Below are 24,487 nucleotides of genomic sequence, written 5' to 3' on the forward strand. Positions count from 1 at the left end.
CCTTCGGAATACCGCAAGACCCTGCTTCCTGTATGAAAAGTATGAGCTGGAGGCTTAGTGACAGGTGACCAGGACCGATAGGCACGAAAGAAAACTAGAGGAGGTTGCATCTTGAAGAAGATTTTTACCGTTTCGCTTGTCACATCTCTGGCCCTCGTCCAAGCGTGCGGCAAGAAAAAGTCGGACAGCTCCGATTCGTCCGCGACCGATGGTTCAGAACTGGGTGATGGCTCCCAAGGTTTCGCTGTCACAGGAACTTTGCAGCTGGACGCCCTGCTGACAGCTGGCAGCAAGGTCACCCATGTTGTGGCCCTGAATACGGAAAACGGCCGCAAATTGGCCTTTCCCGTGGACGAAGAAACGGGTGAATTCCGTCTGATGATTCCGACGTCTGCCGAAGATGATTTCACGGTCTACATCAATGCCGATGGCACGACAGTGGATCGCGAGCGTCTTTTGAAACAGCATCCTGATGTGGCCACGGAAATCGCGGATTTGAGTGATGAGCAGCTGATTGCGAAAATCAAGGAATCTGCGGAAGAAGACGGTACGAGCAGCGCGACGCCCGAACCCTCGCCCTGGACACTGGCTTATGTGGATGCCACCAAAACCGGCGCGGATATGATGGTGAGCCGCTTTGCTTCAGAGACCCTCGATACCATCGCTCCAACCCGCGGGAACGTGGGTGTGAGCATGGGCGATGTCACCCCTGTGGTCGGCGGCAAGGCCAGCACGACAGCAGCGCATGCGGATATCCTGGAAGCCATCAGCATGAGCGCGGATACAGCGACCACCTTCGGTGCGATCGACGATGTGTCCCTGCGTTACATCAACCCCGATATCGACGGCGATGGCGTTCTGGATTCGCCTGTGATGGCGGCGGATGGTTCGGTAACAGGCACAGAAGTGCGCTACGTGCTCGATTTCCATAACCGCTTTACGATCAATGACGCCAATGGCGGCCAGGTCTTCCACACGAGCCTTAAAAACAAGTTCGCGGATGACGTGTTGGGTGGCCTTGCGAATGTGAATGTAGCTTATACCGGCACCGGTATCATTCCTGAGCTGGAGAAGAGCACATTCTCTGCGGCGCCTTCCACCTACAAGTGGAAATTCGAATCCGCCCTGACCATGCCGGCCTCGGTCTGCAGCGAGTTGCCGTCCGGTGGAACTCTGGCTGCTGGCAGCTGGTGTACCCACAGCTATACCGTCAACCCCAACTACGATCGCTATCAGTTGGGCCAGGAAGTGGCGCTGCCGCCTGTTGGGAAATACGTTCTGGATGCGGGCGAGAAGGTCTTCACCTGGACCGACGTGAAAGTGTCTGACTTCAGCGCCGGTATGGGCTTTGTGATCCTTCTGGTTAAGTACAATACCGATGACAAGGGCACTGCGGACACATCCGACGACGTGATGAGCAGCATCAGCTACAAGTACCTGAAGAAAACAGCGACAGGCTGGACGGCGGCAACCGAAGCGGAACTGAAGCTCCTGATCAAAGGCACCGGCGGTCACCTGAGTCTCAAGTTTGACAACGACGCACTGAACTGCGGCCTTGAGATTCCCAAAACACCGACAGGTACGGTCGACTTGAAAACGGCGAACATCTCGTCCAACACGACCAGCAACGCGATGACAACGCTCATCAACGAGCTGAAGGCTGGTACTGTGACTTTCTCCCGCTTCTCCAGCGGGGCTGCAAGCTATGACGACAAGCTTGGCATGCGCTTCTTCTTCTAAGACTCCGCCGCCGGGTGCACGGCCCGGCGGCTTCCTTCTCCAATCGGCCATAATGCTGCGACCCCTTCCATGCCGCATAAAAGAACTCCTGCAAACGGAAACCTTCTTTAATCACCAAGCCTTTTGGCCTACAATGGAGTGGTTTGATCCACTTCACCAGGGACCGGATGTTTAATGGTTTCTTTGCTTGCTCGTGTCCTTACTCTGCTGCTGCTCGTCCCGCTCGCAGCTCCTCTGCAGGCGGCCGCGCTGGCCAGTCCCGAGGAACCCAATATTACCCGTCCCGGCCATCGTTTTTTTCGCTTTCCTGTCACGTGGGAACTCATGCGTTCCGGCTTCAATGCGTTGGATGTGGCGTTGGAAGCGGAAAGTTACGCGGAATACTGGGCGATTCTTTATATCAGTCCGGACGAAATAGATCTGCTGACCCCACGCGGTCGGGCCCGGGTCGTGGGGATTGCCAGTTCCCCGGAAACCCCGGCCGGATATCCGGACACGCTGGTTGTGAATGAGAGCGACCTCGCCCGTCTGCTTGGATTGGAAGCGGACCCATCCGCGAGTGTGGAGCAGGTGGTTTTCATTTCACTGCCGATGCAGGATAGCAGTGAACAAAGTTTTACCCTGAAAGCCAGTTCCAAATATTTCGTGAATGTTCAACTTGCCATGAGCTTTTAATTTCAAGGATGCAGCATGGAACCCACAACGCAGCCGATCATGGAATGCAAAAATTGCGGGCGCCTCTACTACTCTACCGAAGATTTCCTGGCGCATACCAGCCGCTGGCGGATCTGTGAGGAAGGCCACCTCTGGTTCAACTGTGCCTGCGAATCCACCAACGTCATTAAAAAAGGCCGCCACGACTGGTATGATCCCATGCATAGGCTCAGCAGCGAAGCGCAGTCCATCTTCAATCAAATCCCAGCTCTGCGCACCCTGCCGCGGCTTCCCACGTCCGTGATGGAGCTGCTGCAGAAGATTGATGATGCGAACGCCGATTCGCATGAACTCGCGGCCCTGGCCCGGCATGATCCGCTGCTGGCCGCCAAGATCATCCGCATCGCGGAAAATCAAACCATGCATCATCAGGCCAAACCGAAATCGCTGTCGCATGCGATCTCGCTGGTCGGTCGCCATCATGTGAAGGAAATCGTCCTGCTCGCAGCCATCAGCTGCGTGGAACCCAAAACCCGTTTCTTTCACACCGATGAATTCTGGGATCATTCGATGACCATCGGCAGGATCGCTGAACACCTATCCAAAAAATTCAAGACGGGAATGATCGAGGACGAAGCCTATATCACAGGCTGCCTCTGCAATCTCGGCAAGCTCGTCCTCGCCCTGGTGCGGCCCGATATCGCCGATCGTTTTCAGGTCGAGATCAATGACATTCACACGCTGGGCCCATGGACCGCGGCCGAGCAGAGACACGCCGGCTATCAGCATACCGTCATCGGTGAAATCGGAGGAGCTCTTTGGGGTCTTTCCGAGGCTTCGATCGACGCTATCCAGGGGCATCACTCCGTTTCCCACGCGGCGCAAATCGAACCCTATGAACTGGTGGCCCTGGCCAATCAGTTTGCGCATTGGATCTGGTTGCAGCCGCATCAGATGGATAAAGATCTTTTCCACCAGCTGCAGCAGCGTTTTCACCTGTCGCAAAAAGATTCGGAGCTGCTGGCCGACGAGATGATGCCGCTTGCCATTCAGGAGCGGGCCAGTTGAAGGCCGTACGCTTCATGGGTCTGATCATGGCTCCATTTTTAGGGGCCTGCAACGGGGCCTTCTATTATCCCGTGCAGGAGGATCTTTATGATCCGAGAAAGATGGGCTTTCAGCTGAGTGACGAGCGCATTCCATCCACGGATGATGTCCTTCTCGCTGCCTTCTGGTTCAAAGCTTTGACTGCCGAGCCTCGTAAAAAGCTGATCATCCATTTTCATGGCAATGCAGAGAACATGACGAGTCACTTCATGTTTACCGCCTGGCTCAGCGAAAAAGGCTTTGATGTTTTAACCTTCGATTACCGCGGCTACGGGCGTTCCACGGCGACGCCGCCGACGCGGGAAGGGCTGGTGGAAGACGGCTGCGCTGTGTTCCGTTGGGTGGCGCAGCATCCCGTGCTCAAGACCTATGAAGTCCACGTGATCGGCCAGAGCATCGGCGGGGCCGTGGCCATCGCGAGCCTGGCTCACTGTCCCGAACTCCCGGTTCAGAGTCTCATCATCGACAGCAGCTTTTCGTCCTATCGCCGGATCGCAAGGCAAAAACTCGGTGGATTTTTTCTGACCTGGCCTTTGCAGTATCCCTTGTCCTTTCTCGTGACGGACGACTGGAGTCCGATCGACGGCATTGCGAAACTTTCCATGAAGATGCTCTTCCTCCATAATCCTCATGACCCGGTAGTGCCTTATAAACTCGGCCGTGAACTCTATGAAAAAGCTGTTGCCCCCAAGACCTGGATGGATGTCAGCATCGAAGGACACACGAGCGCTATCGCCGATCCAGAGAGTCCTTATCGACTTCATGTGCTGGAATTTTTACGCTAGGCCCTCCTCCCGATCTGTTGGACTCCCGACACCGGAATCTGCTATAAAACGGCCAGACGCTTCGGCGTTCTGAACAACAGGCGGCATCCGTCTGCTGCCGCATAATCAGCAGGAAACTCTCATGGCAAATCATAGATATACGGCCGAGGAACGGAAGACGTTCACCCAAAAAGTTCTGCGCGACGGCTACTGCGTCCTGGAGAATCATTTTTCGCCCGCTGTGATCGATTATTGGAACGAGCGTTTTATGCCCTTGCTGCGCTCATACATGGATACCGGCGGCACGACAGCCGGTCGCGGGGCGGAACGCTATTACGTGACGCTGCCTTTCGCCGAACCCTTCGCTGATCCCACGATCTTTGAAGACGAGGATATCCTCAGCATCGTCGAAGGACTGGTGGGCGAGGATTTTGTGATGTGCCAGCTGGCGACCGACACGCCGCTCCTGGGCTCTGACTATCAGGAGATTCATCGGGACACGCCGCCGCTCTTTCCCGAGTTTCATATCGAGACACCTCCGTTCCAGCTGGCCGTTAACTTCCCCCTGGTCGATGTGAATGAGGAGAATGGCCCCATTGAAATCGCTGCCGGAACGCACCTTTTGAGCAAGGCTGAGCGCATCATGAAAATGGAGAAGGGCGAAATCAAACTGGAGGCCGTCACCATGAAGCGTGGGGATGTCATGATCCGCGATGTACGCGGCCTGCATCGCGGCACACCCAATCGCACACCCGTGCCAAGACCCATGGTGGTCATAGGCTATAGCCGCAAGTGGCTGCACCGTCCCGAAGTCTCGATTGAAATTCCGCGATCGATGGTCGGTGAACTCTCGCACCGGGCGCGGCGTATGCTGCGTTACAACCCCATCGTCGATGTGATTCAACAGCAACCCAGAAACGAGACCTACGATACCTTTTCGTACTGATGAAGCGGGAGACTGCGAACGCACGCCATACTTTTATATTCTATCCCAAGTCGATTTCGCGAAAGCTAACAACGCTATCGGATATTTCCCGGCCCTGGCTCCCAAGGGGGCTGGCTCCTGCGGGCATGGGCTGGCTTAGAAAGGTTCCGGGATGGGGAAGTAACAGCGCAGGGCGACAACCTTTGCCTTGTGCTGATCAAAACTCAGCTGAATAACCGTATCCTGGGAAGACTCCTGATTCATCCATTGAACATGGCCCAGCGTGTTGCGTCCTGCGCTCAGCATTTTGCTGTCTGCCGCCCAAATCAACTGGGATCGTTGCCCATCCTCCCAAAACTCTTCAGGCGTCTGCGCGGAGCCATCAGGGCTGCAATCAACCTGAGCAGCCTGAGAAAAATGTTTGAGAAAGCCGGTTCGATTCTTTTCCGTCATGCTCGCGATCATATCACGAAGCACAGCCTGCCCCTTGGAGCCGACCGATACGAGTGCTTTGCTATAGCCTAGACTATACGATGCGCCGAGTTCCCTCAGCATGCGTTGACTCAAAGCCCACGAAGGGCCGGCGCAGGCCAGTGGATGGGCAGCCAGTTGCGTGACATTGCTGGAAAGCTCCCAATACGCGCGCAATGCTGCGATGCGAGGCCCTTCGGAAACAGCCTGAATATCATAGCTGACGAAAGCAGGAACGGTCACGCCGCATTCGCTGCTGATATCCGTTCGAATATCCACATCGCGCAGAATGGTCGAACCTGAAAAATAATCTCCGTGACCGATGAATTGAATCTGCGTCGACGCCATGAAGGTTTCATAGAAGCGGGAGAATATAGGGTCAGAACGCCCTTGCCGTTGCAGGCGTGGAGCGCCTACGGGATCTTCGATCTGGGCTTTATCCGTAAAAAGTTCGAGCCAGGCCCTGCGGTCATGGGCCTCAACCGCCTGTGGCGAAGCCTTGGCCGTAGCGAGCATGCTTTCAGGTTTCAGACTTTGGACTTCACCATGAACGTCGAATGCCAGAAGGGCAAAGGTCAGCGCGCATGAGCTGAAAAGTTTAGTCATGGGATTCTCCCTGTGATTGAAGGTGGATCATTCATACAACAATTTCGCTTCTGAGTCCACTGCATCGAGGCTATGGCGTTCAAACCTTGCGGATCTCACGGAGATGGGTCTGCGCCGACAGGCTCATTTCGCGAAATAGAGAGTCCCTGCAAGGTTTTCACCAAGGATTTACACCTAGCCCTGTGTCTGGCAAGGGTACCGCTGTTAATTGCAAAGGGTGGAAGTATGTTCAAGGCATCAGGTTTATTCCAAGCCGCCTTTGTTTCGACGAGTGGGAACAATTCGCGTCACGTCGGGAATCATCAGTCGACATTTTTGCAAACAACACGTATCCACAATCAGCGGCTCCAACCCTTGCGCTCCCCAGCACAAGACCCCACTCGCCAAGCGGATGCGGGTCCATCCCATGCCCTTCAAGTTTCTCAGTCCCAGCTCGTTCAGAGGCTTATGATTCAACCTGGCTTGTTGAATAAAATTCAAGGAGCTGGGTGGAGAGCCATGCTAGCCGCATGCAAAAAGATGAACAGCTCCAGCAAGTTTCGGCCAATCAGGCGTTTCCCGCCTCTTGTGACTGACGGTCATACCAAGTTTTTGCGGAATAGTGTGGCGATTTGCTGATGCTTTTTACGAAAGCTTCACGTATAGAAAATGACCAAAGTCACGAATTTTAACGAAATGCTTGTATTTAAAGGGAGCTACCAGATGAAGCGAAAAATTTTCAGCGTCGTCAGTCTTGTGCTTCTCTCTTCGCTTGTGAACGCGCAAGCCCAGGAGCAGAAGGCTGAGGAGACAAAGCAAGAGACCAACTCGGACAAGAAGAGTGAGAAAAAAAAGGAAGTCATTCGCGTCACCGGTAGCCGGATCAAGCAGATCGACGTTGAATCATCCAGTCCGGTCGTCACCTATTCCAAAGAAGATATCGCTCGTTCCGGCCTGGCCACTGTTTCGGACTTCATTCGTAATCGCATTCCATCCGGTGGCATGACGACGGAAAACGAAACTCTGCAGCAAAGCGCCGGTGGAGCGAGCTTCGGCGGTCGCGATTTCGACCCCCAGTATACGCTCGTGCTGGTCAATGGCCGCCGCCTCCCCACCAACGCCATCGCTGATGACTATGTTGACCTCAACCTGATTCCTCTGGCTGCAGTTGAGCGCATTGAATATCTGACGGACGGCGCTTCGGCTATCTACGGTTCTGACGCTGTGGCCGGTGTACTTAACATCATTACAAGAAAACAGTACTCCGGAACTTCCGTTGTGGCTCGCATGGGTCAGAACGCCAAGCATAAAGATGGCACCGAAACCTCGCTGCAGGTCGTTTCCGGGGCTTCGGGTGACAAAGGCAATTTCCTGATCGCCGCCGACATCTTCAAGCGTGAAGGGGTCAGTGCGAAGGATCGTCCCCTTATCAAGTCGGCGATTTCTCCTGATGGCGACGATGGCCGTAGCCCCACAGGTCTGCCCGGGTTTGTGATCCGAAACCAAGGCACTGGCACCAGCGTGACCACCGAAACCCGTCCTTTCACGGACTGTGATGAGGCCTCCAAAGGTGATGATGGTCGCTGCTACTACGACATCGCCCCCCTTTACCAGGCCATTCCCAAGACGGAACGCCAGAGCATTTACACGGTCTTTGACAATCAGCTGACCGATTCTGTCAATTTCTTCGGTGAAGCCCGCTTTTCGCGCTCCTCAGTCGATATCCGCAACGGTGCGGCTCCTGGTCAGATCCGTTTGACCGCAGCGCAGTGGAATGCCCTTCCGCAGGATATCAAGGCCCTCAGCCCGTTCTTCGATCCTAACGATCCGAACAAAGTCGAAGCCGATGATGTGTCGTACCGTATCGGTCGCCGTTTCCTTGAATTCGGACCGCGCGCGACGAGCAATTACAACGAGAGCTTCAACCTGATCGGTGGTTTGACCGGCTCCTTCAACGACATCAACTGGGAATTCGCTGCGACCAGGCACCAGCTGAAGAACATTCAGTTCGGCGTTGGCGGTAACATTGACTCGTCCAAGGTTATTGGCTACTTCCAGGATGGCACTTTCAACCCCTTTGTTCTGAATGAGTTTGATACGGATGCCAAGATCCAAGCCAAAGATGACGTTGAGACCGAAATCTTCCGCTTGGGCGAATCCAAACTCGAAACTTACTCTCTGGCCTTCGATGGCGAACTTCCCGTCGAACTGGGCGGTGGAAAAGTGGGCTGGGCTGCCGGTGCTGAATATCGTCAGGAAAGCTATTTTGATCAGTCTGATTCCGTATCCCAGTCGGGCGTAATCGCTGGTTCCGCCGGTGGTGTGGGCGGCGGCGGTCAGGACACGACAGCCGGTTACGTGGAATTCTCTCTGCCTATCATTCCCAAGCTCGAACTGCGCACTGCGGTCAGAAATGACAGCATCGCCAACAGTCGCGGCGACGCCAAAGCCAAGAGTGCCACCACGTATAAGGCCGGCGTGTCTTACCCTCTTGTTGATTCCGTAAAAGTCCGCGCGTCTTACGGTACGGGTTTCAAAGCGGCTCCCCTTCACGATCGGTTCCTGCAGATCAGCGAAGGCGTGGAATTCGCGGTCGATAAGGTCTATTGCCAGACCCAGGGAATTCCCGAAGATCAGTGTGACGAACGCGAAGTGAACTCACGTTCCACAGGTAACACCGACCTCGACCCAGAACGTTCGACCTATTATAACTTCGGTGTCGTGGTTCAGCCGATCACGCCTGTCAGCGTCTCACTTGACTACTGGAACCTGGTCATCAAAGACAAGATTGGAGCGCTCGGGACTCAGTATCTCTTGAACAACGAAGACAAGTATGCAGACTTTGTCAAGCGTAGTCCATTCGGTACCCTAGATGAAGATGGATACTATGTTGAATCAAGGCTTCTTAACCTGAACAAGAACGAGAGTTCGGGCGTTGAAGTCAACATCCGTTATGATGATGACTTTGGTTTTGCAAGGTTGTCGTCTGGTCTTCGTCTGAGTAAAGTTCTGGTATCCAAGACTCAGGAAACTCCGACCGATCCACTTTGCGATGTTGCGAAGTATACCAGCGGACCCAATGGCACCCTGACGGCTGACCTTCTCACCAAGGTGTATAGTGTTGGTGCGAACGTCCGTTACGACAGTGCCTATGATACCCACACTGGCGGTTACACGCCAGGCACCTGCGATTTCGCTGATCCGGCGTCGAACTTCCATGTTAAGAGCTACGCCGAGTATGGTTTGAACGCAGGTTATGTCGCTCCATTCGGAACAGAGTTTGGTATCGGCGTGCAAAATCTTGCCGATGCGAAACCTGCTTACGATCGTAACGCGACATGGCCTTGGTACGACCAGCAGGCTCACAGCAACATGGGTCGCTATGTTTACGCAACCGTTGCTCATAAATTTGAGTAATTTCTGAGTGGAAAAAGGGGGACGCATGTTCCCCTTACTGAGTTTGACCGACATGTTAGTGATGGTGTGTTCGGTCAGACTTAAGTCGCCGTTAGGGTCGAGACGAGTCGGGAACGTCGTCAACATCAGAGATGTGCACACGCGACTCGCCTCGTCCTCGTTGAGAGTTTTCGCCCGGTACAGCGGAAGCATGGAAGCCATGCTTCGTAATTGATGCCGATGGTGAGGTCGTTGCAGTTCCGCTTGGATCCGTGTTCACTCGCGATCTGGAAGCGATCCATGACGACCGAAGCACGCCGCGCAGCCTCACGATAGGTGATGGTTTCCATAGGTGGGCGATGATTAAACCGGGGCGCAGAAAAGAGAGTTAGCCCAGGCTTGGGCAACCCTCGCGTTATCGTTGATCTCTCCTGTTCCGATCAGGGTTATTTGGAAGGTGGTGACACTTGAACGCGAGCCACCATCGTCGGATGATAGCTGCATTTGTAAGCGATAATCCCAGCTTCATTCAATGTAACCGTCCAGGTTACTCCCGGAGCAATTGGTCCCGAATCAAAATTCGGCCCCGTAGCGGTGTGCGGGACGATGTCCTCATTCGTCCACTGAATCATGTCGCCAGCCTTGGCTTGAAGCAATGCGGGTTCGAACACCATGTTTTTGATACGAACGTGATGAATTTCACGATTCGGTTTGCCATGGCCCACCGCACTGGTGAATAGATTGCCAGCAGCGAAGCATACTGAAAGCGTCATCAGAAACGTTTTCATCAGCCAGCCCCAAGCTTCGCCTGAATTTGTTTTGCATGCTCAAGGTGAGCGGCAATTGCTGGCCGAACTTTTTCGATAAGGCTCTTTAACTCCGCATTCTTCGCATTTGGGATCAGAGTCTTGTCTATCGTATCGAGCACGGCCAAGTGGTAGGCAACCTCGTGGTCGACATAAGCCTTATCAAAGGCCGCCGCTTTCAGAGTTTTGAGTTTGGCGAGATTCTTCTTCCCGCCGTCATCCAGGCTCTTGCTCAAGTCACTCGCCTCGGGTTTTACTTTCAATTTTGCGGCAAGATCCGTGGCTTGCTTATTGACAGCACTGTGGTCGACAACCATGCGATTGGCAAAATCTTTCACTTCCTTGTTCGTGGAAACTTTTTCGGCGAGCCTGCCCGCATCAATATCCACTGCGTTGGCCGTCACGACGATGGCGGCGATCTGGGAGTCAGTCGGTCCTTCGGCGGCATGAAGAGCTGACGCTCCAAAGATCAGGGAGATGAAACCAAAACTCATCCAAAGCTGCTTCTGAATTCTCATACCTTAACTCCTACTTGAGATTTACGAAAAGCAAAGCGACAGACATTGCCGCCTCGAACAATGCATTCCTGATGATCCACGGAAACTCCCGAGAGGGTCTCGAGCAGTTCGAGATCGAACTGGCAAACCTCGGGGTACTCACGTGCCAGGTGGTGATAGACGCAGTTGTGGGCTTCAATGGCAGGCATGATGCCATCGGCATCCGGCGTGACCACGGCCTCGTAGGACAGATCATTCATGATTCTGGTGATGGCCTCGGTTCGTGCCTCACCCGTCAGTCCATTGACCTGCGCCTTCATCTGCGAAGCTATCGTGCGCGCAAGATCGCGAAGCCTCGCTGCGAGGCCGTCACCACCTTCTTCAGCTTTAAGAAGACCCAAAAGCAGGCTTGAGAACCAGGAATACTGCTTTGGGAAGAGATCCACGCCACGATCAGTGAGTTGAAAAGAACGCCCAGGGCGACCCCGGGTCACGAAGCGAAGAGATCCCCGGGATACGTATCCGTTTTGCTCAAGAGCCGTCAGATGCTGTTTGACAGCGGTTCTCGTGATCGACAACTGACTCGCGAGTTCATCGATCGTAAGCCCGGTTTTTTTCGCATGCAGGGCTCTCAGAAGAACTTGTTGGCGTTCGCCGAATGTGTCCAACATATTGGTCCCCTCTCATGTGCCACTGATTTTAATAAGATCATTCAGTTCCCGACGCAGCTCAGTGTCCTCTTTGAAAGCGCCCACGACGGAAGTTGTTACGGTGCGGCTCGCCTGTTTCTCAACCCCACGCATCATCACGCACATGTGATAAGCCTCGATGATAACGGCAACACCGCGTGGTGCGAGCTGTTCCATAAGCTCCCGGGCAATCTGTTGCGAGAGCCTCTCTTGAATCTGCAGACGCTGTGCATACGCATCGACAATGCGCGGAATCTTCGAAAGGCCGATGACTTTGTCATTCGTCAGATAGGCAACGTGGGCTTTGCCATAGAAAGGGAGCAGATGATGTTCGCACAATGAGAAGAGTTCGATGTCACGCACCAGGACGATGCCACTGTCCGTTTGGGTGAAAACTGCGTCATTGGTAATCTTGGCAAAATCCGCTGCATAGCCGCTGGTGAGGTCGAGCATCGCCTTGGCGAAGCGCGCGGGTGTTTTGTACAGCCCTTCCCGACTCGGATCTTCTCCCAACAGGACCAGCACAGCACGAATATGACGCGCGATTTCATCTTCCACGGACGACTGAATCTGTGCATCCACTTTGCCCGGAGTATAAACACTCATGAACCAACTCCTATGACAATCTATTCATCAACCGCGACTCATTCCTTTTATCGGCATTTCTATATTTTTGACATTAAAATATGTCATAAATATTTTAAGATGCTGTTATAATTGAATTTAATTATTTTTTTAAGGGGGTCTTATGGGAACATGGATTCAAAAGATAGGGGAAGCTGCTGACGCCGCTCGCGGACCATACTGGCCCCATTTATTCTCTGCCCGGTACCTGAAACGTCAGATCTTGAGACCGAATCCAACACTGGGAAAAAGAAGCAAAGTCTTGTCCAGCTTGTCTCTACCAACTTGCACAGTACTGTGATCATCATCCCGCCAACTCAAACCAATCCCAGCCGGGAGAAGGTAAGCGAAGTTTCCCCGACCTCAGCAATGCCTGAGCTTGACACGAACGAACTTGTAAAAATTATTGCGAGCAGAAAGCGCCTTAGAAAATTCGAAGGTGTCATGAAAAATTCCCCCAGCATCCGCCTTGAATACAACACTCACCTGCTTTGGCTACAGTCGCGACTGAAACCGCGCAGGTAGTCGCTACCACGGCAACGTCAGCTGCACACGAACCACCTGCGGTGACAGCCGCCGCTGCTGTGCAATGGGCAGGTTGCATAACCCGCTCCACTGGTGCTCGCAATATGTTCTTATGGCTTGGACTGAGGAAGCTCGTTTCGGATGATGACCTTCAGACCATGAAAGCTCCAGCACCCCTCCGACTTCATACTCTGGCACAGGCCTTGCTCTCGGATCTGCGTTCCATGCGGCTTTGAGATCTTGTCTCTTGTGACTTTCCTCAAACGCAATATAAGTGAAACCCGAGTGTTTACACAGTGAATGACAGGCGGAATAAGGTTTTCCTGTTACCGCCGACTCAGTCACATGTGATGACTTATCCCTTCTTTGGAGAGCTTCGATGGTTTTGAAAAGGCTTCCCTATGCCTTTGTACTGACGTCCCTGCTGATCAGCTGTAGTAAAAAAGATTCAGACAAGAGAGACGAGCCGCTGCCACCACCGGCTGAGCCGCGGGTCTGTAACGGACTTGCGGACGCAGCCGACGCGAATTGCGAAGGTCAGCGTCTCGAAAAACTGACGATCAAAGCGAATGGTTTGACTTTGAAAGTCGGCGGCGCCCCTCTGCTCCTGACTTTGGAAGGTACGGACCAGTCCGGTCAAACCTTTATCATTGATAATAGTCAGGCGACATGGTCGTCCTCCAGCGATCAGGTCACAGTCAGCGCCGACGGTCATGTCACCGCTCTTGGCAGTGCCAGTGACGTCGTGATCCAAGCTGCCTTGAAGGATCTGACTGCCGAATTGAAAATCACTGTGGAAGTCACCGATCCTGCTGTTCCCCGCAAAAACTGCGAAGACACGGCCGATGGTGCAACCAAGGAATTCCCAAGATTCAAGGAAGCCCTCGTCAATTTCCAAGCATCCTGCCAGCCCTATCAGGCTGTCGCGCTTTGCGATGATGGCCAATTCGTTTTCAAACCGGAAGATTCCGTCACCGAATGCCGCGTGGCTACAGTGAAGGAATTTGCCGTCAATCCCCAGGCGCTGACTCTGAAAGGCGGCGAAAGTGCAGCTGTGACTGCGGAAGCCACCGACGAGACAGGGTTCAAAGGCAGCCTGAAGTCCGCGGACCTGAGCTTCACTGTCGAAGCCGCAGCTGCCGATGAAGGCAAAGTCACTGTGAACGACGGCACGCTTGCGCTGTCGGCTGACCTTCTGGAAGACGCCAAAGTCAAGGTTCAGTATGGCGACTTCGTTCAGACGATCAGTCTCGCGAAGGTCAAGATCGAGCCGACCCGCCTCAGTTTTGAAAAGGATTCCTTTCTATTGAAAGCAGGCGACTCGCTGGATATGAAAGTCCTCGCTTTTGCCGGTGACAAGGCCGTCGCCCTCGATCCTGCGAAGCTCGTGATCGAATCGAGCGATCCGGCCAAGGTCCAGATCGAAAGCGGAGTGGCCAAGGTGCTGACTCCTGGATCGAGCGTGACCCTGACCGCGAAATATGATGCCATCACTGCCGAGACGAAACTCACGATCGAAGACGAACTGAAGTTCGTGAGCGTGGGCAGCAAGAAGGATACTCTGACCGCGGAAAAACCCTGGGTTGTGGCTGTCACTCAGCTCAAACTGGAAGGACCCGCGAAGGAAGTTCCTCGTCTGAATGCCACGACCGAAGGCTGCAGCTTCCGACTCTATCTGAGCCGCGGCCAGTGGCTGGCTGATGTCGAACTTCAGACCGCCGCAAAAGCTCTGCCCGCTTCGTGCGACACGGAAATTACCGTGGAATCCGCTGCCGGTCAAAAAGCTGTTCAGGCTGTCAGAGTTCCTGTTCGTTACATCGGCCTGACCTTCAAGGAATTCCTTCTGAAGGATGCCTCCAAACCTGATAACGTCATCGCGACCCTCGGCTATAAGCTTTCGAGCAATGTGAAAGTCACCGACGTGAGCATCACCGCCCATCGCCTGGCCGACCTTACGCCTGCCAGCTGCAAACTCTCCGCGGTTCAGAAGGAAGGCAGCATCGAAGTCCTCGCCGACATCACCGCTGATCCTAATCTTGCCACCTGCGCCGGATTTCTGAACGTGGCCTTGGATGTGGAAGGCAAGAAACAAACCATTCGTGAGCAGGTGACCGTCTCCGCCTACCGTCCTTTCTCCGAAATCTGCGCCGAGCAGGGTAACGCGGCCGTTCAGAAAACCATCAAGGCCATGGCCGATGCCCTGAGCGTTCGTAAGGACTGCGTGCTGCTCGACAAGGTTCTGCGTGAACAGAACACCAACGCACTCTATCGCAACGGCATCTTCACACTGTCGATGGCCAGCCATGAGCTGACCAACCTTGAGCCTCTGGCTCGCCTCAGCGGCCTGCGCGAACTCGTGCTGACCGATAACCCTGAACTGAGCGACCTTCGCCCCTTGGCGGCCCTGAAGAACCTTCAGCATCTGGATGTTGAGTTCACGGCCGTTCAGGACTTCAGCCCGGTTTATAAGCTGAATGCGATGCAACTCTTCTTCACCGATGCCACAGCCGTCGAATGCAAGAAGAGCGAAGTCACCAATCAACCTCTGAAAAAACTTTGCACACAGGAATAAGCACGATGTGGAATCAAAAAATTGCGGCCGGTCTTCTTCTCGCCCTCCTGGCAGGCTGTGAGGCCTCTCAGACATCTCAGGTCAAAGACGAATGGGATGCGGCCAATAATCCCGTGACCATGATGGCGAGCGAGAACGCCTTTCAAACGAAATATTCCGCGCTGCCCAAGAGCGGTCGTCCCGAGCGCGCTCCCTGGTCGGACAACTACTGGCCGACCTATCAGGGCGGCGTCGCCCATCGGTGGAACTGGGAAAAGACCGATGAACTGGACCGTCTGGAAGCCAGATCCTCGGATCGCCTGTATCGTGGCCAGCTGGATGACAACGCGGATCTGCAGAAGCTGAGAAGCGAAGTCTATGGCTATTCCACCTATTCCAAAGATCAGCTGATGGCCATGTCCGAAGAGGAACGCCAGGCTGTGATCCGCAGCCTTTCACCTGCGGAAAAATACGATATCTATCGCGGTGACTTTGAATACACCACGGTGCAAGCCGAGCGCGCCCGCACCGGGATTCTGCAGACGCTGCGGGACAATCCGGATTACAAGGAAGGCAAGACCATCGAAACCTGGTTCGGCATCTGCCACGCCTGGGCCCCCGCGACGATCCTTTTCAAGGAGCCGAATGCGCTGACGGTGGAAAGCAAGGATCAGATCAAGGTCGAATTCGGCGCTTCGGATGTGAAAGCTCTGCTCTCGCATATGATTGACGTCGATAATGATCAGACTCGCTTCAATACCTTCATGGGTACCCGCTGCAATAGCGATATCAGCCAGAACAATGTGAGCCGTCTGGATAAGGGCGTCTTCGGCGGTCTGGAGTCCAAAAACAATGAAACCGTGGAGAAGGCCATCGAGGCACTCTTCAACGAAACCAGCATCGACGTTGCTGTGAAGATGGGATTGGTTCCTTATATTCTTGCTTATGCGGATACGCCTGAGTATGCCCAGAAGCGTTTCAACGAAGTCAGCGCGAGCCTGCGTCGTTACGCAAATCGCAATCTGATCGAAGATTTCAATGCTGCGGTGGGCAGAGCGCCTAAAATCCTGGCGCTGGCGGGAACCGATAAGCTGACGCCCGCCGAACGTCTGGAAGGGATCCGAGAATCCTTCCGCACCAAAGGCTGCAGCGACACCAACGCCGGTGCCTTCCACCTTGTCCTGACGAACATCGTGGGTATCCAGAAACAAAGCTTCGTCGCGGACATCACCCGCGATCGCGAAGTCTGGAACCAGGCGGCTGCCGCGTATACGTCGAAGGAAGTCGCGACCTATGAAGGCGACAAGATTTCGCCGACCGCAGCCCCCGGCACGGTCAAGGAAGTGGAAATCGCGACCACCTTCTATTACACAGGGGAAATGGCTCCCGCCTGGGAACCCTTTGGCAACGGCAACCAGCTCGATCGCCGTTACCACCTGCCTCTGAACTACCGCTATAAGCTTGAGCTGGACGTCAATGGCAACATCATAGGGGGAAGCTGGCTTTCGGACTCACGGCCGGACTTTCTTTGGGGAGCAGGCAACCTGGTCTTCAGTCCTGAATTTTCAGACCTGAAGCGCCTTTACTACAAAGCCATCCAAAAACGCTAAGAGGGTGTTGAGTCTTCGTGAACGGCGTCTGCCTTCGGGCGGCGCCGTTTTTTTATGGTAATATCAATCGAAAACCAACGCAGCACCTTCAACAGCAGAGGCCAGCCATGCATTCGGAAGTCGATTCATTCATACGAAAGGCGAAACAGTGGAAGGAAGAAATCGAAACGCTGCGCGCGATCGTTCTGAGCGCAAAGCTGGACGAGGACTTTAAGTGGAGCAAACCCTGCTACACCCATGAAGCTCGGAATATCGCCATAATCCAGCCCTTCAATGGCTGCCTGGGTTTCATGTTCTTTAAGGGTGAACTGCTGAAGGATCCGAAAGGCGTTCTGAAAGACAACGGTCCGAACTCCCAGTCCGCCCGCCGGATGGAGTTCACCTCGTCTGCCGAGATCACGCGCCTGAAAGCGACGATCAGGGCCTACATCAAGGAAGCGGTAGCCATCGAGGAATCAGGGCAGAAGGTCGCGGTCAAGAAAAACCCTGAACCCGTACCGGAGGAGCTCAAGGAGTTTTTCAAAAAGAAGCCCGCTTTGAAAAAGGCCTTTGAAGCTCTGACTCCGGGTCGGCAGAGGGCTTATATCCTGCATTTTTCCAGCGCGAAGCAGTCCGAAACGCGCCGCTCCCGCATCGAAAAATGTATGGCCCTTATCCTGGAAGGTAAGGGACTGAACGATCGCTAGCCGCGAAGGACCGCCTGCCTCTGGGAGCGGCTGGACATCCATTTCTTATAAAGCCAGCGTCCCACGGCGATGGCGGCAAGTCCTTTGAGGCCTCCGCCAACACCACGGTTCCGGGAATAAGCAGGAGCGGATCGGCCGAATAGATTCCATAAATTCATGTCAATGTCCTCCGTTGCAAGATTCCATGTCCCATAAAGAGTCTTGCAGGATCAGTACCAAAGAACCTCTTCCCATCACGCAATCTGCCACATTGGATAGCCCGACAGCCATTTTACATAGAGTCGCGTCGCAGTGGGATCATCCCGCACCACCAGCCCCTGGGCGGCGAGTTCAATCACCTCAAAACCCTGCATTTCATGGGGATCGAGTGCCGCTGCGACCTTGTCCTGCAGAATCAAAAGACTCTGCTCACGCTTTCCATCAAAGAGAGCCTTCCGCATGCCTTCATAACGGGTTGCCAGCACAATCGCGCGGCCGTAAAGATCATATTCCTTGGCGCCCGCCTCCGGGTAAAATCCGGTTATGGTATCCCACGCGATACCGATGCCACAGGCCACCTTTTCCTGAAACTTCATGGTCTGAACCACCTCGGCCAGAACATCGGCAAAACGCTGGGCCAGCACTACAGCTTCCCGTGCAGGATTCGGACTGAGGGCCGCGAAGGGGTAGCCGACCGAACAGAGAAAGCCGTCCCCCATTTCCTTGATGCGATAGGCGCGCGACTTCAATCCACTGCCGTCATAGCCCTCCAGCATCATCTCGTTGCAGCGCGCGAACACTTCGCGAAACAGCATGCGGGCGCTTTTGTCTTTGAGTTTGGAGCTGCCGATAATATCAAAGCTGATCACCAAAGCCTGATCGGGATGAGTGGGCATGGTGTCCTCAAGATGTTCCCCCTTCCTGACCCGTTCCAACTGATGGGGATAAATCATCTTGCGCATTTCGGCAAAAGCGTGTTCATTTTCCCGCTGAAAACTCAGCTCGCTCGTCCGCATCTTCTGTCCCATCGCAAAGCTGAAGGTGGCGATTTCAAAAGAAATCGCTATGGGAGCGGCCCATTCCAAAATCGGCGCGTGTTCCATGAAGGCCGGCAGCGAGCTGATGATCACGCCGAGGCAAAGTCCCGCCCACCCAAGGAGCATGGGATAGGCGGATCGGTCTCCCATTCGCGCCGCCTTTACTGCAAGAATGAAACAGAGCAGGAAGGAGCCCGGAATCATCGCATAATAAAGGTAAATCGAACGCTCCATGCCGAGGAGCATTGTTGCCAGAAGAAGAAGACTGATGACGATCATGCAGCGGCTCAGCTGATAGAGCCTGGGAAAATATTCACGGGCCTGCAGCACACGGAAGGAAAACAGAATGGTCGCGACATGGATGGCTTCCACGGACATATGAAACGAGAGAATCATGAAGGTATTGTACCAGAACAAGCCGCTGGCAAGGTTGAACCAGTAAAGAGCCGCCAGCGTGTAAAGACCATAGTAAAAAAGATAGGACTTGCGAAAGAGAAGCAGGAGCCCGATGTTATAGATCGACATGATCCCGATCACGCCATTCACAATTCCCAGAAAGAACAGATCCTCTTGCGTTTTCCGCTCCAGATCCTGTGGTTTGAACAACCTGAGATCAAGATTGCTGGCGGTCGCAAAAGGGCCTGTCCGACACTTGAGAAGCAGCTGCTTTCCATAAAGGGATGGGTCCACGACAAAGGTCGCGAAACGATGTTCCCGCAGAGGCACAGGGCGCAGGTTGGAATGCTCCAGAACAAAAAGCTGAAAGGTATATTCCGTTCCGTCCACACCCCCCATGCGAAAGGGCAGGTGCAGCAGGTAACCCTCGGCATCACCCTGGGGAGCTTCGAAAGAAACATAATAATCCCGCTGAGGCCGGGCTAAAAACCCGGCGCCATTCGAGGTCTTATGCCAGTTGAGAGCGCTGGATTTCTCTGCAAAATCCTCGTGGGTCAAGGTCCCGGCCGGCACGTCCAGCATGTTCACATCGGTAATGGGGCTTTGCGCCCATACGCTCACGCTGTTCAAAAAAAGCAAGAGGCCAAGCAAGTATCGCAAGCACTCACCCCTTATACGAGTGATAGTATGGTGATCCAACGGGAACTGGAACATCCAGTTTATCATGATTTTCACCTGCTCAATAATCTGGAGGATACGCCCTATGACAAAGCCTATGATGCGCGCTCCAGCTCTGGCCAAACGAGCGTTCTCAGGCGCACGTTTGCAAAGACTTCATCTTGCCATGCAGCGTTATGTGGATTCCGGTGAACTGCCTGGTCTTGTTCTGCTCGTCTCGCATCGGGACAGGATCCATGTGGAGGCTCTGGGAACCTTTGGATTTCAAAACCCCACCGCCATGCAACCAAATACCCTGTTTCGCCTCGCGTCCATGAGCAAGCCGGTCACAGCTGTGGCCGCCATGATTCTGATCGAGGAATGCCGCCTTCGACTGGATGATCCTGTGGAGGACTGGCTTCCCGAGCTGAAAGATCGGAAGGTTTTAAAGAATCTGGACGGGCCTTTGGAAGACACGGTCCCCGCAAAGCGTTCGATTACCGTGCGTGATCTTCTCAGCTTTCGATCGGGCTATGGCGAGGTCGGCTTTCTTTCCCCGATGTCGCCCCTTCAGATCGCGATGGTGAAAGCTCAGCTCCCCCTCAGCGTCTGGCCCTTCCAGGGGAGCGCGGATGAATTCATGCGCAAGCTAGGGGATCTTCCGCTCGCCTTTCAGCCTGGGGAGCGTTGGATGTATCAGATGGGAGCTGAAATTCTCGGCGTTCTGATCGCTCGCGTTTCTGGTATGCCCCTGAGCCGTTTTCTGCAGGAAAGGATCTTCGGGCCGATGGGAATGAAGGACACGGCCTTCCATGTTCCCGAAGCGAAGCGCCATCGTCTGCCCTTCTGCTATGGTTCGAATTTTCCCGGCACGGACCTCATTCTGCTGGATGACCCTGATCACAGTCAGTATGCAGAGCCGCCGGTCTTTGAATCAGGCGGGGGCGGGCTTGTCTCGACTGTCGATGATATGCTGGCCTTCGGTCATATGTTGCTCAAGAAGAGTAAATATGGGCATGAGCGCATTCTTTCGCGATCGGCGATTGAACTCATGACGACCGATCAGATCACACCGGAGCAGAAAGCCCTCTCGCCTTTCTTTCCCAATTTCTGGGATATTCGCGGTTGGGGTCTTGGGCTTTCCATCGTCACGCAGCGCAGGGATCTTGCCGATAACCCGGGACGCCTGGGATGGGATGGAGCCTTCGGCACATCCTGGTCCGTCGATCCCAAAGAGGAACTTGTCGGAGTTTTGATGACGCAAAGACGACCTTCCCGACTCGACATTCCCCCTGTGATTCGTGACTTTTGGACGTCCGTTTATCAGCTGATCGACGACTAGTGTTCAGCTGGTCGCGACGCAGCTCCTGATATGGGAGCTGCGATACTCGCGACCAGGTGCTCGGCAATCGAAGGATTGGAGGCCCAGTGACCATGCGCATAGCTGGCGAGAATACGCCCGCGCGCATACCCTTCCTGAATCACCGCGCCCTGTCTTTTGCCACGAAGGCGCCAGACGGTTGGAATTTTTTCATCCTCCTCCAGCAGCGAATAACGGAACTGATGCGCACGAAAACGAAGGCCTGCCGGTCCGAGTATGGTCGCCGCATCCTGCTCGACCTCGGTGTATCCGAGCGCCTGGAGTTTCGGCTGCATGATGGCCCTGGCCGGCAGAAGTCCGAGCATCGGATACTCATGACCTTCCAGCGTTTGAATGCTGCGGCAGAGATACATGAGCCCGCCGCATTCGGCGAAAAGTGTTCCGCCTTCTTCCACGAAGTTCCGCAGCGAATCGCGCATGCTGCTTTGCTCAGAAAGCGCAGCGGCATGCAGTTCGGGGTATCCCCCGCCGATGATCACAGCCTGAATATCGTGCGGCAGCTCACGATCTTTGAGCGGCGAAAAATAAACCAGCTCGGCCCCGGCTTTCTGCAGAAGCTGAAGATTATGACTGTAATAAAAGTGAAAGGCCTCGTCATAGGCGACTGCAATGCGGCAGCGCGTTTTTTCGGGAAGGTTGACACTTGTGGGTGCAGCTTCCAATGCCGGAGCGGCCGTCGCCAGTTCCCAGAGTTTATCCAGATCCAGCCATTCCTGAGCGAGGCTGGTCCAGGTTTGAATGCGCGCCTCATCAAAAACATCCGAAAGCGCGGCATGCAAACCCAAATGCCTTTCCGGAATGGCGAGCGCCGGATCCTTCGGCAGACCACCGAGCAGTTCATCACCACAGGCTTTTTTCAGAAGTTCAAGATGTCCCTTCGAACCCACGCGATTGGCCAAAAGCCCGACTGTTTTTACCTCTGGATCAAAGTTTTTCAATCCCAAATAAAGCGGCAGTATCGTCCGCGCCACACCTTTGGCATCCAAAGCGCAGACGACGGGAGCCTTTAAAATACGGGAAATTTCGGCTGTCGAACCCACATCACGGGTGGGCTCAGCCCCATCGAAAAGCCCCATGACGCCTTCAATCAAAGCAATATCGGCTTCGACCGTGGCATCGACAAAGGTCTGCAGGACGGCCTCGCGTCCCATCATCCAGCTATCAAGATTCTGCGGTTCCCGTCCACTTGCGCGCTTATGCCAAGTGGGATCCAGATAATCCGGTCCACATTTGAAACACTGGACCCGCAAACCACGGGCGCGAAAGGCCAGAGCCAGAAGCGCAACGAGAGTCGTCTTGCCCACCCCACTGCCACCGCCGGCAATCACAAGTCGCGGAATGGAATGCATCAGAAATCCACTCCCACCAAAGCCTTCTGGCCCTGATCAAAGGGATGTTTCACCTTATTCATTTCAGTGACACAGTCAGCCGCATCCATCAGTCCCTGCGGCGCATGACGACCGGTCAGTACCACACTCGTGCCGGCAGGTCGCGACGCGAGCGTTTCCAGCACCTCATCCAGCGTGAGCCAGTTATAGTGTATCGCATAGGTGATCTCATCAAGTATCACCACCTGATGCGCGCCCCCCTGGATCAACTCCCGACTTTTTTCCCAGGCTTTTCGTGCTGCTTGCTGATCGCGCGTCAGGTCTTCACTTTCCCAGGTAAAACCTTCGCCCATCACATGAAAATCAAGTCCTTCCGTCCGAGCAGCCTGATGCCTTTCGCCAGTCATCCATTTGCCTTTGATGAACTGCACGACGCCCACGCGATGACCGCGTCCCAGGGCTCGAAAGGCAAGACCCAGAGCGGCCGTGGTCTTGCCCTTGCCCTGGCCGGTATAAACCAAAATCTGTCCCATACTCATCCTTATTGCCAAAGCGCGGCACTGTTTTCATATTCACGCGGCAGTTCCGCCAGCAAAGGCTCGATACCGCGACGCAGGGATTCTCCGATCAAACAGATGCCGGGTCGATTGTCACAATGATCCTCGACCGCCTGCGGCAGATCTCGAAGATCAGAGCGTATAATCGCCTGATCGGACCGCAGCGCGGATTGAATATAAGCCGCCGGTGTTGTCGGTGACCAGCCTTCCTGCAGAAGATCGCGCAGAAGTTCCCGGAGGCCATGTCGCGGCATATAGATCGCGAGAGTCTCAGCGGGATTGCGCGTCATCCCGTGTGAACTCCAGGTCATTAGCCGCAGGGATGTGGACTGTCCCTTGCGGGTCAAAGGCCAGTTGCCCGCCGCGGCCGCGGCCAGAGCCGCGGTAATGCCAGGCACCACGCTATAGGCAACGCCGGCTTCATCGAGCTTTTGCATTTCCTCGGCCGCACGTCCGAAGATCAAAGGATCCCCCGACTTCAAGCGAACGATCTGGGCCCCGGCCTTCGCGGCTTCCAGAATCCTGTCATGCAGAATCGGATGCTGCCCGCCGCGGGATTTTGCGCGATAGCCGATCGACAGCAGTTCACAGTCCTTTTTCACCAGAGCCAGGACTTCCGCTTCCACCAGATGATCATAGGCCACCATATCAGCTGTTCGGAGCAGACGTTCCGCGCGCAGAGTGAGAAGATCCAAAGGTCCAGGACCTGCTCCAACGAAATAAACCCAGCCCTGCTGCCCGTTCATGTCCGTGTTTCCTCGGCCTTGGCCTTTCTGTATCCATGGGAAAAATCCGCGGCATAGAGCCGGGATTCTGCAAAATCCGTGGCCCCGAGCACGCGGCCGATGATGATGATCGAGTGGCTCGTGAGCTTTGCCTCGGTGACCTTGGCGGAAATATCTTCGAGCGTGCCCCTAAGGATCAGCTGATCGGGCCAGGACGCTTTATAAACGATGGCCACGGGGCAGTCATCCCCCAGGAGCGGCCGCAGCTGTCGCGTGATTTTTTTGATCATGGCCACACTGAGAAAAAGTACCAGCGTGGACTTATGCTGCGCGAGGGACACAAGGTCCTCGCCCTCCGGCATCGGCGTTCGCCCTTCACAGCGCGAGATGATGATGGTCTGGGATAATTCCGGAAGAGTGAGTTCCTGCGATAAGGCAGCGGCAGCAGCGGAGTAGGATGAAACGCCCGGCACGACCTGATAAGGAATGGCGAGGGCATCGAGGCGCCGCATCTGCTCGGCGGTGGAACCATATATCATGGGATCGCCGGTGTGTACGCGCGCGATATCCTGGCCTTGGTCATGGGCCGCTTTCATGTGGCCGATGATTTCGTCCAGATGCATGCTCGATGTATCGGCAATGAAAGCACCAGGGGCTGTATCCTGCAAAAGTTCACGCGGCACGAGCGAACCCGTATAAAGCACCACGGGGCAGGTTTGAATCAACTTACGACCTTTGACGGTAATCAAATCCGGGTCACCGGGTCCGGCGCCGATAATATAAACAGTCACAGCTTC

The 24,487-nt window shown here is 54.6% G+C and carries 21 protein-coding genes; 10 read left to right on the forward strand and 11 right to left on the reverse strand.

What is annotated here, in order from left to right:
• Window positions 1-111: 111 nt before the first annotated feature.
• The 5 genes from VFO10_RS13360 (at window position 112) to VFO10_RS13380 (ending at window position 5,211) form a co-directional block, all read left to right on the forward strand.
• Window positions 112-1,740: a hypothetical protein gene (locus VFO10_RS13360; RefSeq protein ID WP_325140903.1), complete on the forward strand. Its 1,629-nt coding sequence runs from the start codon at window positions 112-114 to the stop codon at window positions 1,738-1,740.
• A 174-nt stretch (window positions 1,741-1,914) separates the two neighbouring features.
• Window positions 1,915-2,415 carry a hypothetical protein gene (locus VFO10_RS13365; protein WP_325140905.1) on the forward strand — a complete coding sequence of 167 codons (501 nt, stop codon included), beginning with the start codon at window positions 1,915-1,917 and terminating at the stop codon, window positions 2,413-2,415.
• A gap of 15 nt (window positions 2,416-2,430) precedes the next feature.
• Entirely contained in the window at window positions 2,431-3,462 is a 1,032-nt protein-coding gene (locus VFO10_RS13370; protein WP_325140907.1) for an HDOD domain-containing protein, read from the forward strand.
• Window positions 3,459-4,286: an alpha/beta hydrolase gene (locus VFO10_RS13375; RefSeq protein ID WP_325140909.1), complete on the forward strand. Its 828-nt coding sequence runs from the start codon at window positions 3,459-3,461 to the stop codon at window positions 4,284-4,286. Before VFO10_RS13370 ends, VFO10_RS13375 begins: the two co-directional genes overlap by 4 nt.
• Window positions 4,287-4,407: 121 nt before the next feature.
• Window positions 4,408-5,211 carry a phytanoyl-CoA dioxygenase family protein gene (locus VFO10_RS13380; RefSeq protein ID WP_325140911.1) on the forward strand — a complete coding sequence of 268 codons (804 nt, stop codon included), beginning with the start codon at window positions 4,408-4,410 and terminating at the stop codon, window positions 5,209-5,211.
• Between the two features lie 135 nt (window positions 5,212-5,346).
• On the opposite strand, the gene VFO10_RS13385 is transcribed toward VFO10_RS13380, so the two are convergent.
• Entirely contained in the window at window positions 5,347-6,267 is a 921-nt protein-coding gene (locus VFO10_RS13385) for a hypothetical protein (protein ID WP_325140913.1), read from the reverse strand.
• Between the two features lie 702 nt (window positions 6,268-6,969).
• Between VFO10_RS13385 and VFO10_RS13390 the strand changes: the two genes are divergently transcribed.
• Window positions 6,970-9,663 carry a TonB-dependent receptor domain-containing protein gene (locus VFO10_RS13390; protein ID WP_325140915.1) on the forward strand — a complete coding sequence of 898 codons (2,694 nt, stop codon included), beginning with the start codon at window positions 6,970-6,972 and terminating at the stop codon, window positions 9,661-9,663.
• 425 nt (window positions 9,664-10,088) lie between these two features.
• Here VFO10_RS13390 and VFO10_RS13395 read toward each other — a convergent pair whose 3' ends face one another.
• The 4 genes from VFO10_RS13395 to folE are packed head-to-tail and all read right to left on the reverse strand — an operon-like array spanning window position 10,089 to window position 12,180.
• Entirely contained in the window at window positions 10,089-10,430 is a 342-nt protein-coding gene (locus VFO10_RS13395) for a plastocyanin/azurin family copper-binding protein (protein ID WP_325140917.1), read from the reverse strand.
• Window positions 10,430-10,942, reverse strand: coding sequence for a DUF4142 domain-containing protein (locus VFO10_RS13400; RefSeq protein ID WP_414697033.1), 513 nt, complete (start codon window positions 10,940-10,942; stop codon window positions 10,430-10,432). The genes VFO10_RS13395 and VFO10_RS13400 overlap by 1 nt, the downstream gene beginning before the upstream one ends.
• Before the next feature lie 20 nt (window positions 10,943-10,962).
• A complete protein-coding gene (locus VFO10_RS13405; RefSeq protein WP_325140921.1) occupies window positions 10,963-11,616 on the reverse strand; it encodes a helix-turn-helix transcriptional regulator in 654 nt (217 codons plus the stop codon).
• Window positions 11,617-11,628: 12 nt separating this feature from the next.
• Window positions 11,629-12,180, reverse strand: a complete 552-nt coding sequence (gene folE / locus VFO10_RS13410; RefSeq protein ID WP_349259367.1) for a GTP cyclohydrolase I FolE — start codon at window positions 12,178-12,180, stop codon at window positions 11,629-11,631.
• Between the two features lie 982 nt (window positions 12,181-13,162).
• Here folE and VFO10_RS13415 point away from each other — a divergent pair.
• The 3 genes from VFO10_RS13415 (at window position 13,163) to VFO10_RS13425 (ending at window position 17,630) form a co-directional block, all read left to right on the forward strand.
• Window positions 13,163-15,355, forward strand: coding sequence for a leucine-rich repeat domain-containing protein (locus VFO10_RS13415; RefSeq protein WP_325140924.1), 2,193 nt, complete (start codon window positions 13,163-13,165; stop codon window positions 15,353-15,355).
• Window positions 15,356-15,360: 5 nt separating this feature from the next.
• Window positions 15,361-16,944: a hypothetical protein gene (locus VFO10_RS13420; protein WP_325140926.1), complete on the forward strand. Its 1,584-nt coding sequence runs from the start codon at window positions 15,361-15,363 to the stop codon at window positions 16,942-16,944.
• 107 nt (window positions 16,945-17,051) lie between these two features.
• Entirely contained in the window at window positions 17,052-17,630 is a 579-nt protein-coding gene (locus VFO10_RS13425; protein ID WP_325140927.1) for a YdeI/OmpD-associated family protein, read from the forward strand.
• Here the strand turns inward: VFO10_RS13425 and VFO10_RS13430 are convergent.
• Complete coding sequence (locus tag VFO10_RS13430; RefSeq protein WP_325140928.1) at window positions 17,627-17,788, reverse strand: hypothetical protein; 162 nt, start codon at window positions 17,786-17,788, stop codon at window positions 17,627-17,629. The genes VFO10_RS13425 and VFO10_RS13430 overlap by 4 nt on opposite strands.
• A gap of 75 nt (window positions 17,789-17,863) precedes the next feature.
• Window positions 17,864-19,702 (reverse strand): 7TM-DISM domain-containing protein, encoded by a 1,839-nt coding sequence (locus VFO10_RS13435; protein WP_325140930.1) that lies wholly within the window; start codon window positions 19,700-19,702, stop codon window positions 17,864-17,866.
• Window positions 19,703-19,805: 103 nt separating this feature from the next.
• Here VFO10_RS13435 and VFO10_RS13440 point away from each other — a divergent pair, with 103 nt between their 5' ends.
• Window positions 19,806-21,041 (forward strand): serine hydrolase domain-containing protein, encoded by a 1,236-nt coding sequence (locus tag VFO10_RS13440; RefSeq protein WP_325140931.1) that lies wholly within the window; start codon window positions 19,806-19,808, stop codon window positions 21,039-21,041.
• Here VFO10_RS13440 and VFO10_RS13445 read toward each other — a convergent pair.
• Genes VFO10_RS13445 through cobM form a run of 4 tightly spaced genes read right to left on the reverse strand, consistent with a single transcriptional unit; the run spans window position 21,038 to window position 24,481 of the window.
• Window positions 21,038-22,429, reverse strand: a complete 1,392-nt coding sequence (locus VFO10_RS13445) for a cobyrinate a,c-diamide synthase (RefSeq protein ID WP_325140933.1) — start codon at window positions 22,427-22,429, stop codon at window positions 21,038-21,040. The genes VFO10_RS13440 and VFO10_RS13445 overlap by 4 nt on opposite strands.
• The gene (gene cobO / locus VFO10_RS13450) at window positions 22,429-22,941 is read right to left on the reverse strand and encodes a cob(I)yrinic acid a,c-diamide adenosyltransferase (protein ID WP_325140935.1); all 513 of its coding nucleotides are present in this window, start codon (window positions 22,939-22,941) and stop codon (window positions 22,429-22,431) included. Before cobO ends, VFO10_RS13445 begins: the two co-directional genes overlap by 1 nt.
• Window positions 22,942-22,949: 8 nt before the next feature.
• The gene (gene cobA / locus VFO10_RS13455) at window positions 22,950-23,711 is read right to left on the reverse strand and encodes a uroporphyrinogen-III C-methyltransferase (protein ID WP_325140937.1); all 762 of its coding nucleotides are present in this window, start codon (window positions 23,709-23,711) and stop codon (window positions 22,950-22,952) included.
• Complete coding sequence (gene cobM, locus VFO10_RS13460; RefSeq protein WP_325140939.1) at window positions 23,708-24,481, reverse strand: precorrin-4 C(11)-methyltransferase; 774 nt, start codon at window positions 24,479-24,481, stop codon at window positions 23,708-23,710. Before cobM ends, cobA begins: the two co-directional genes overlap by 4 nt.
• Window positions 24,482-24,487: the final 6 nt, after the last annotated feature.

Origin of the sequence: Oligoflexus sp., assembly GCF_035712445.1 — a bacterium.
Classification (GTDB): domain Bacteria; phylum Bdellovibrionota_B; class Oligoflexia; order Oligoflexales; family Oligoflexaceae; genus Oligoflexus.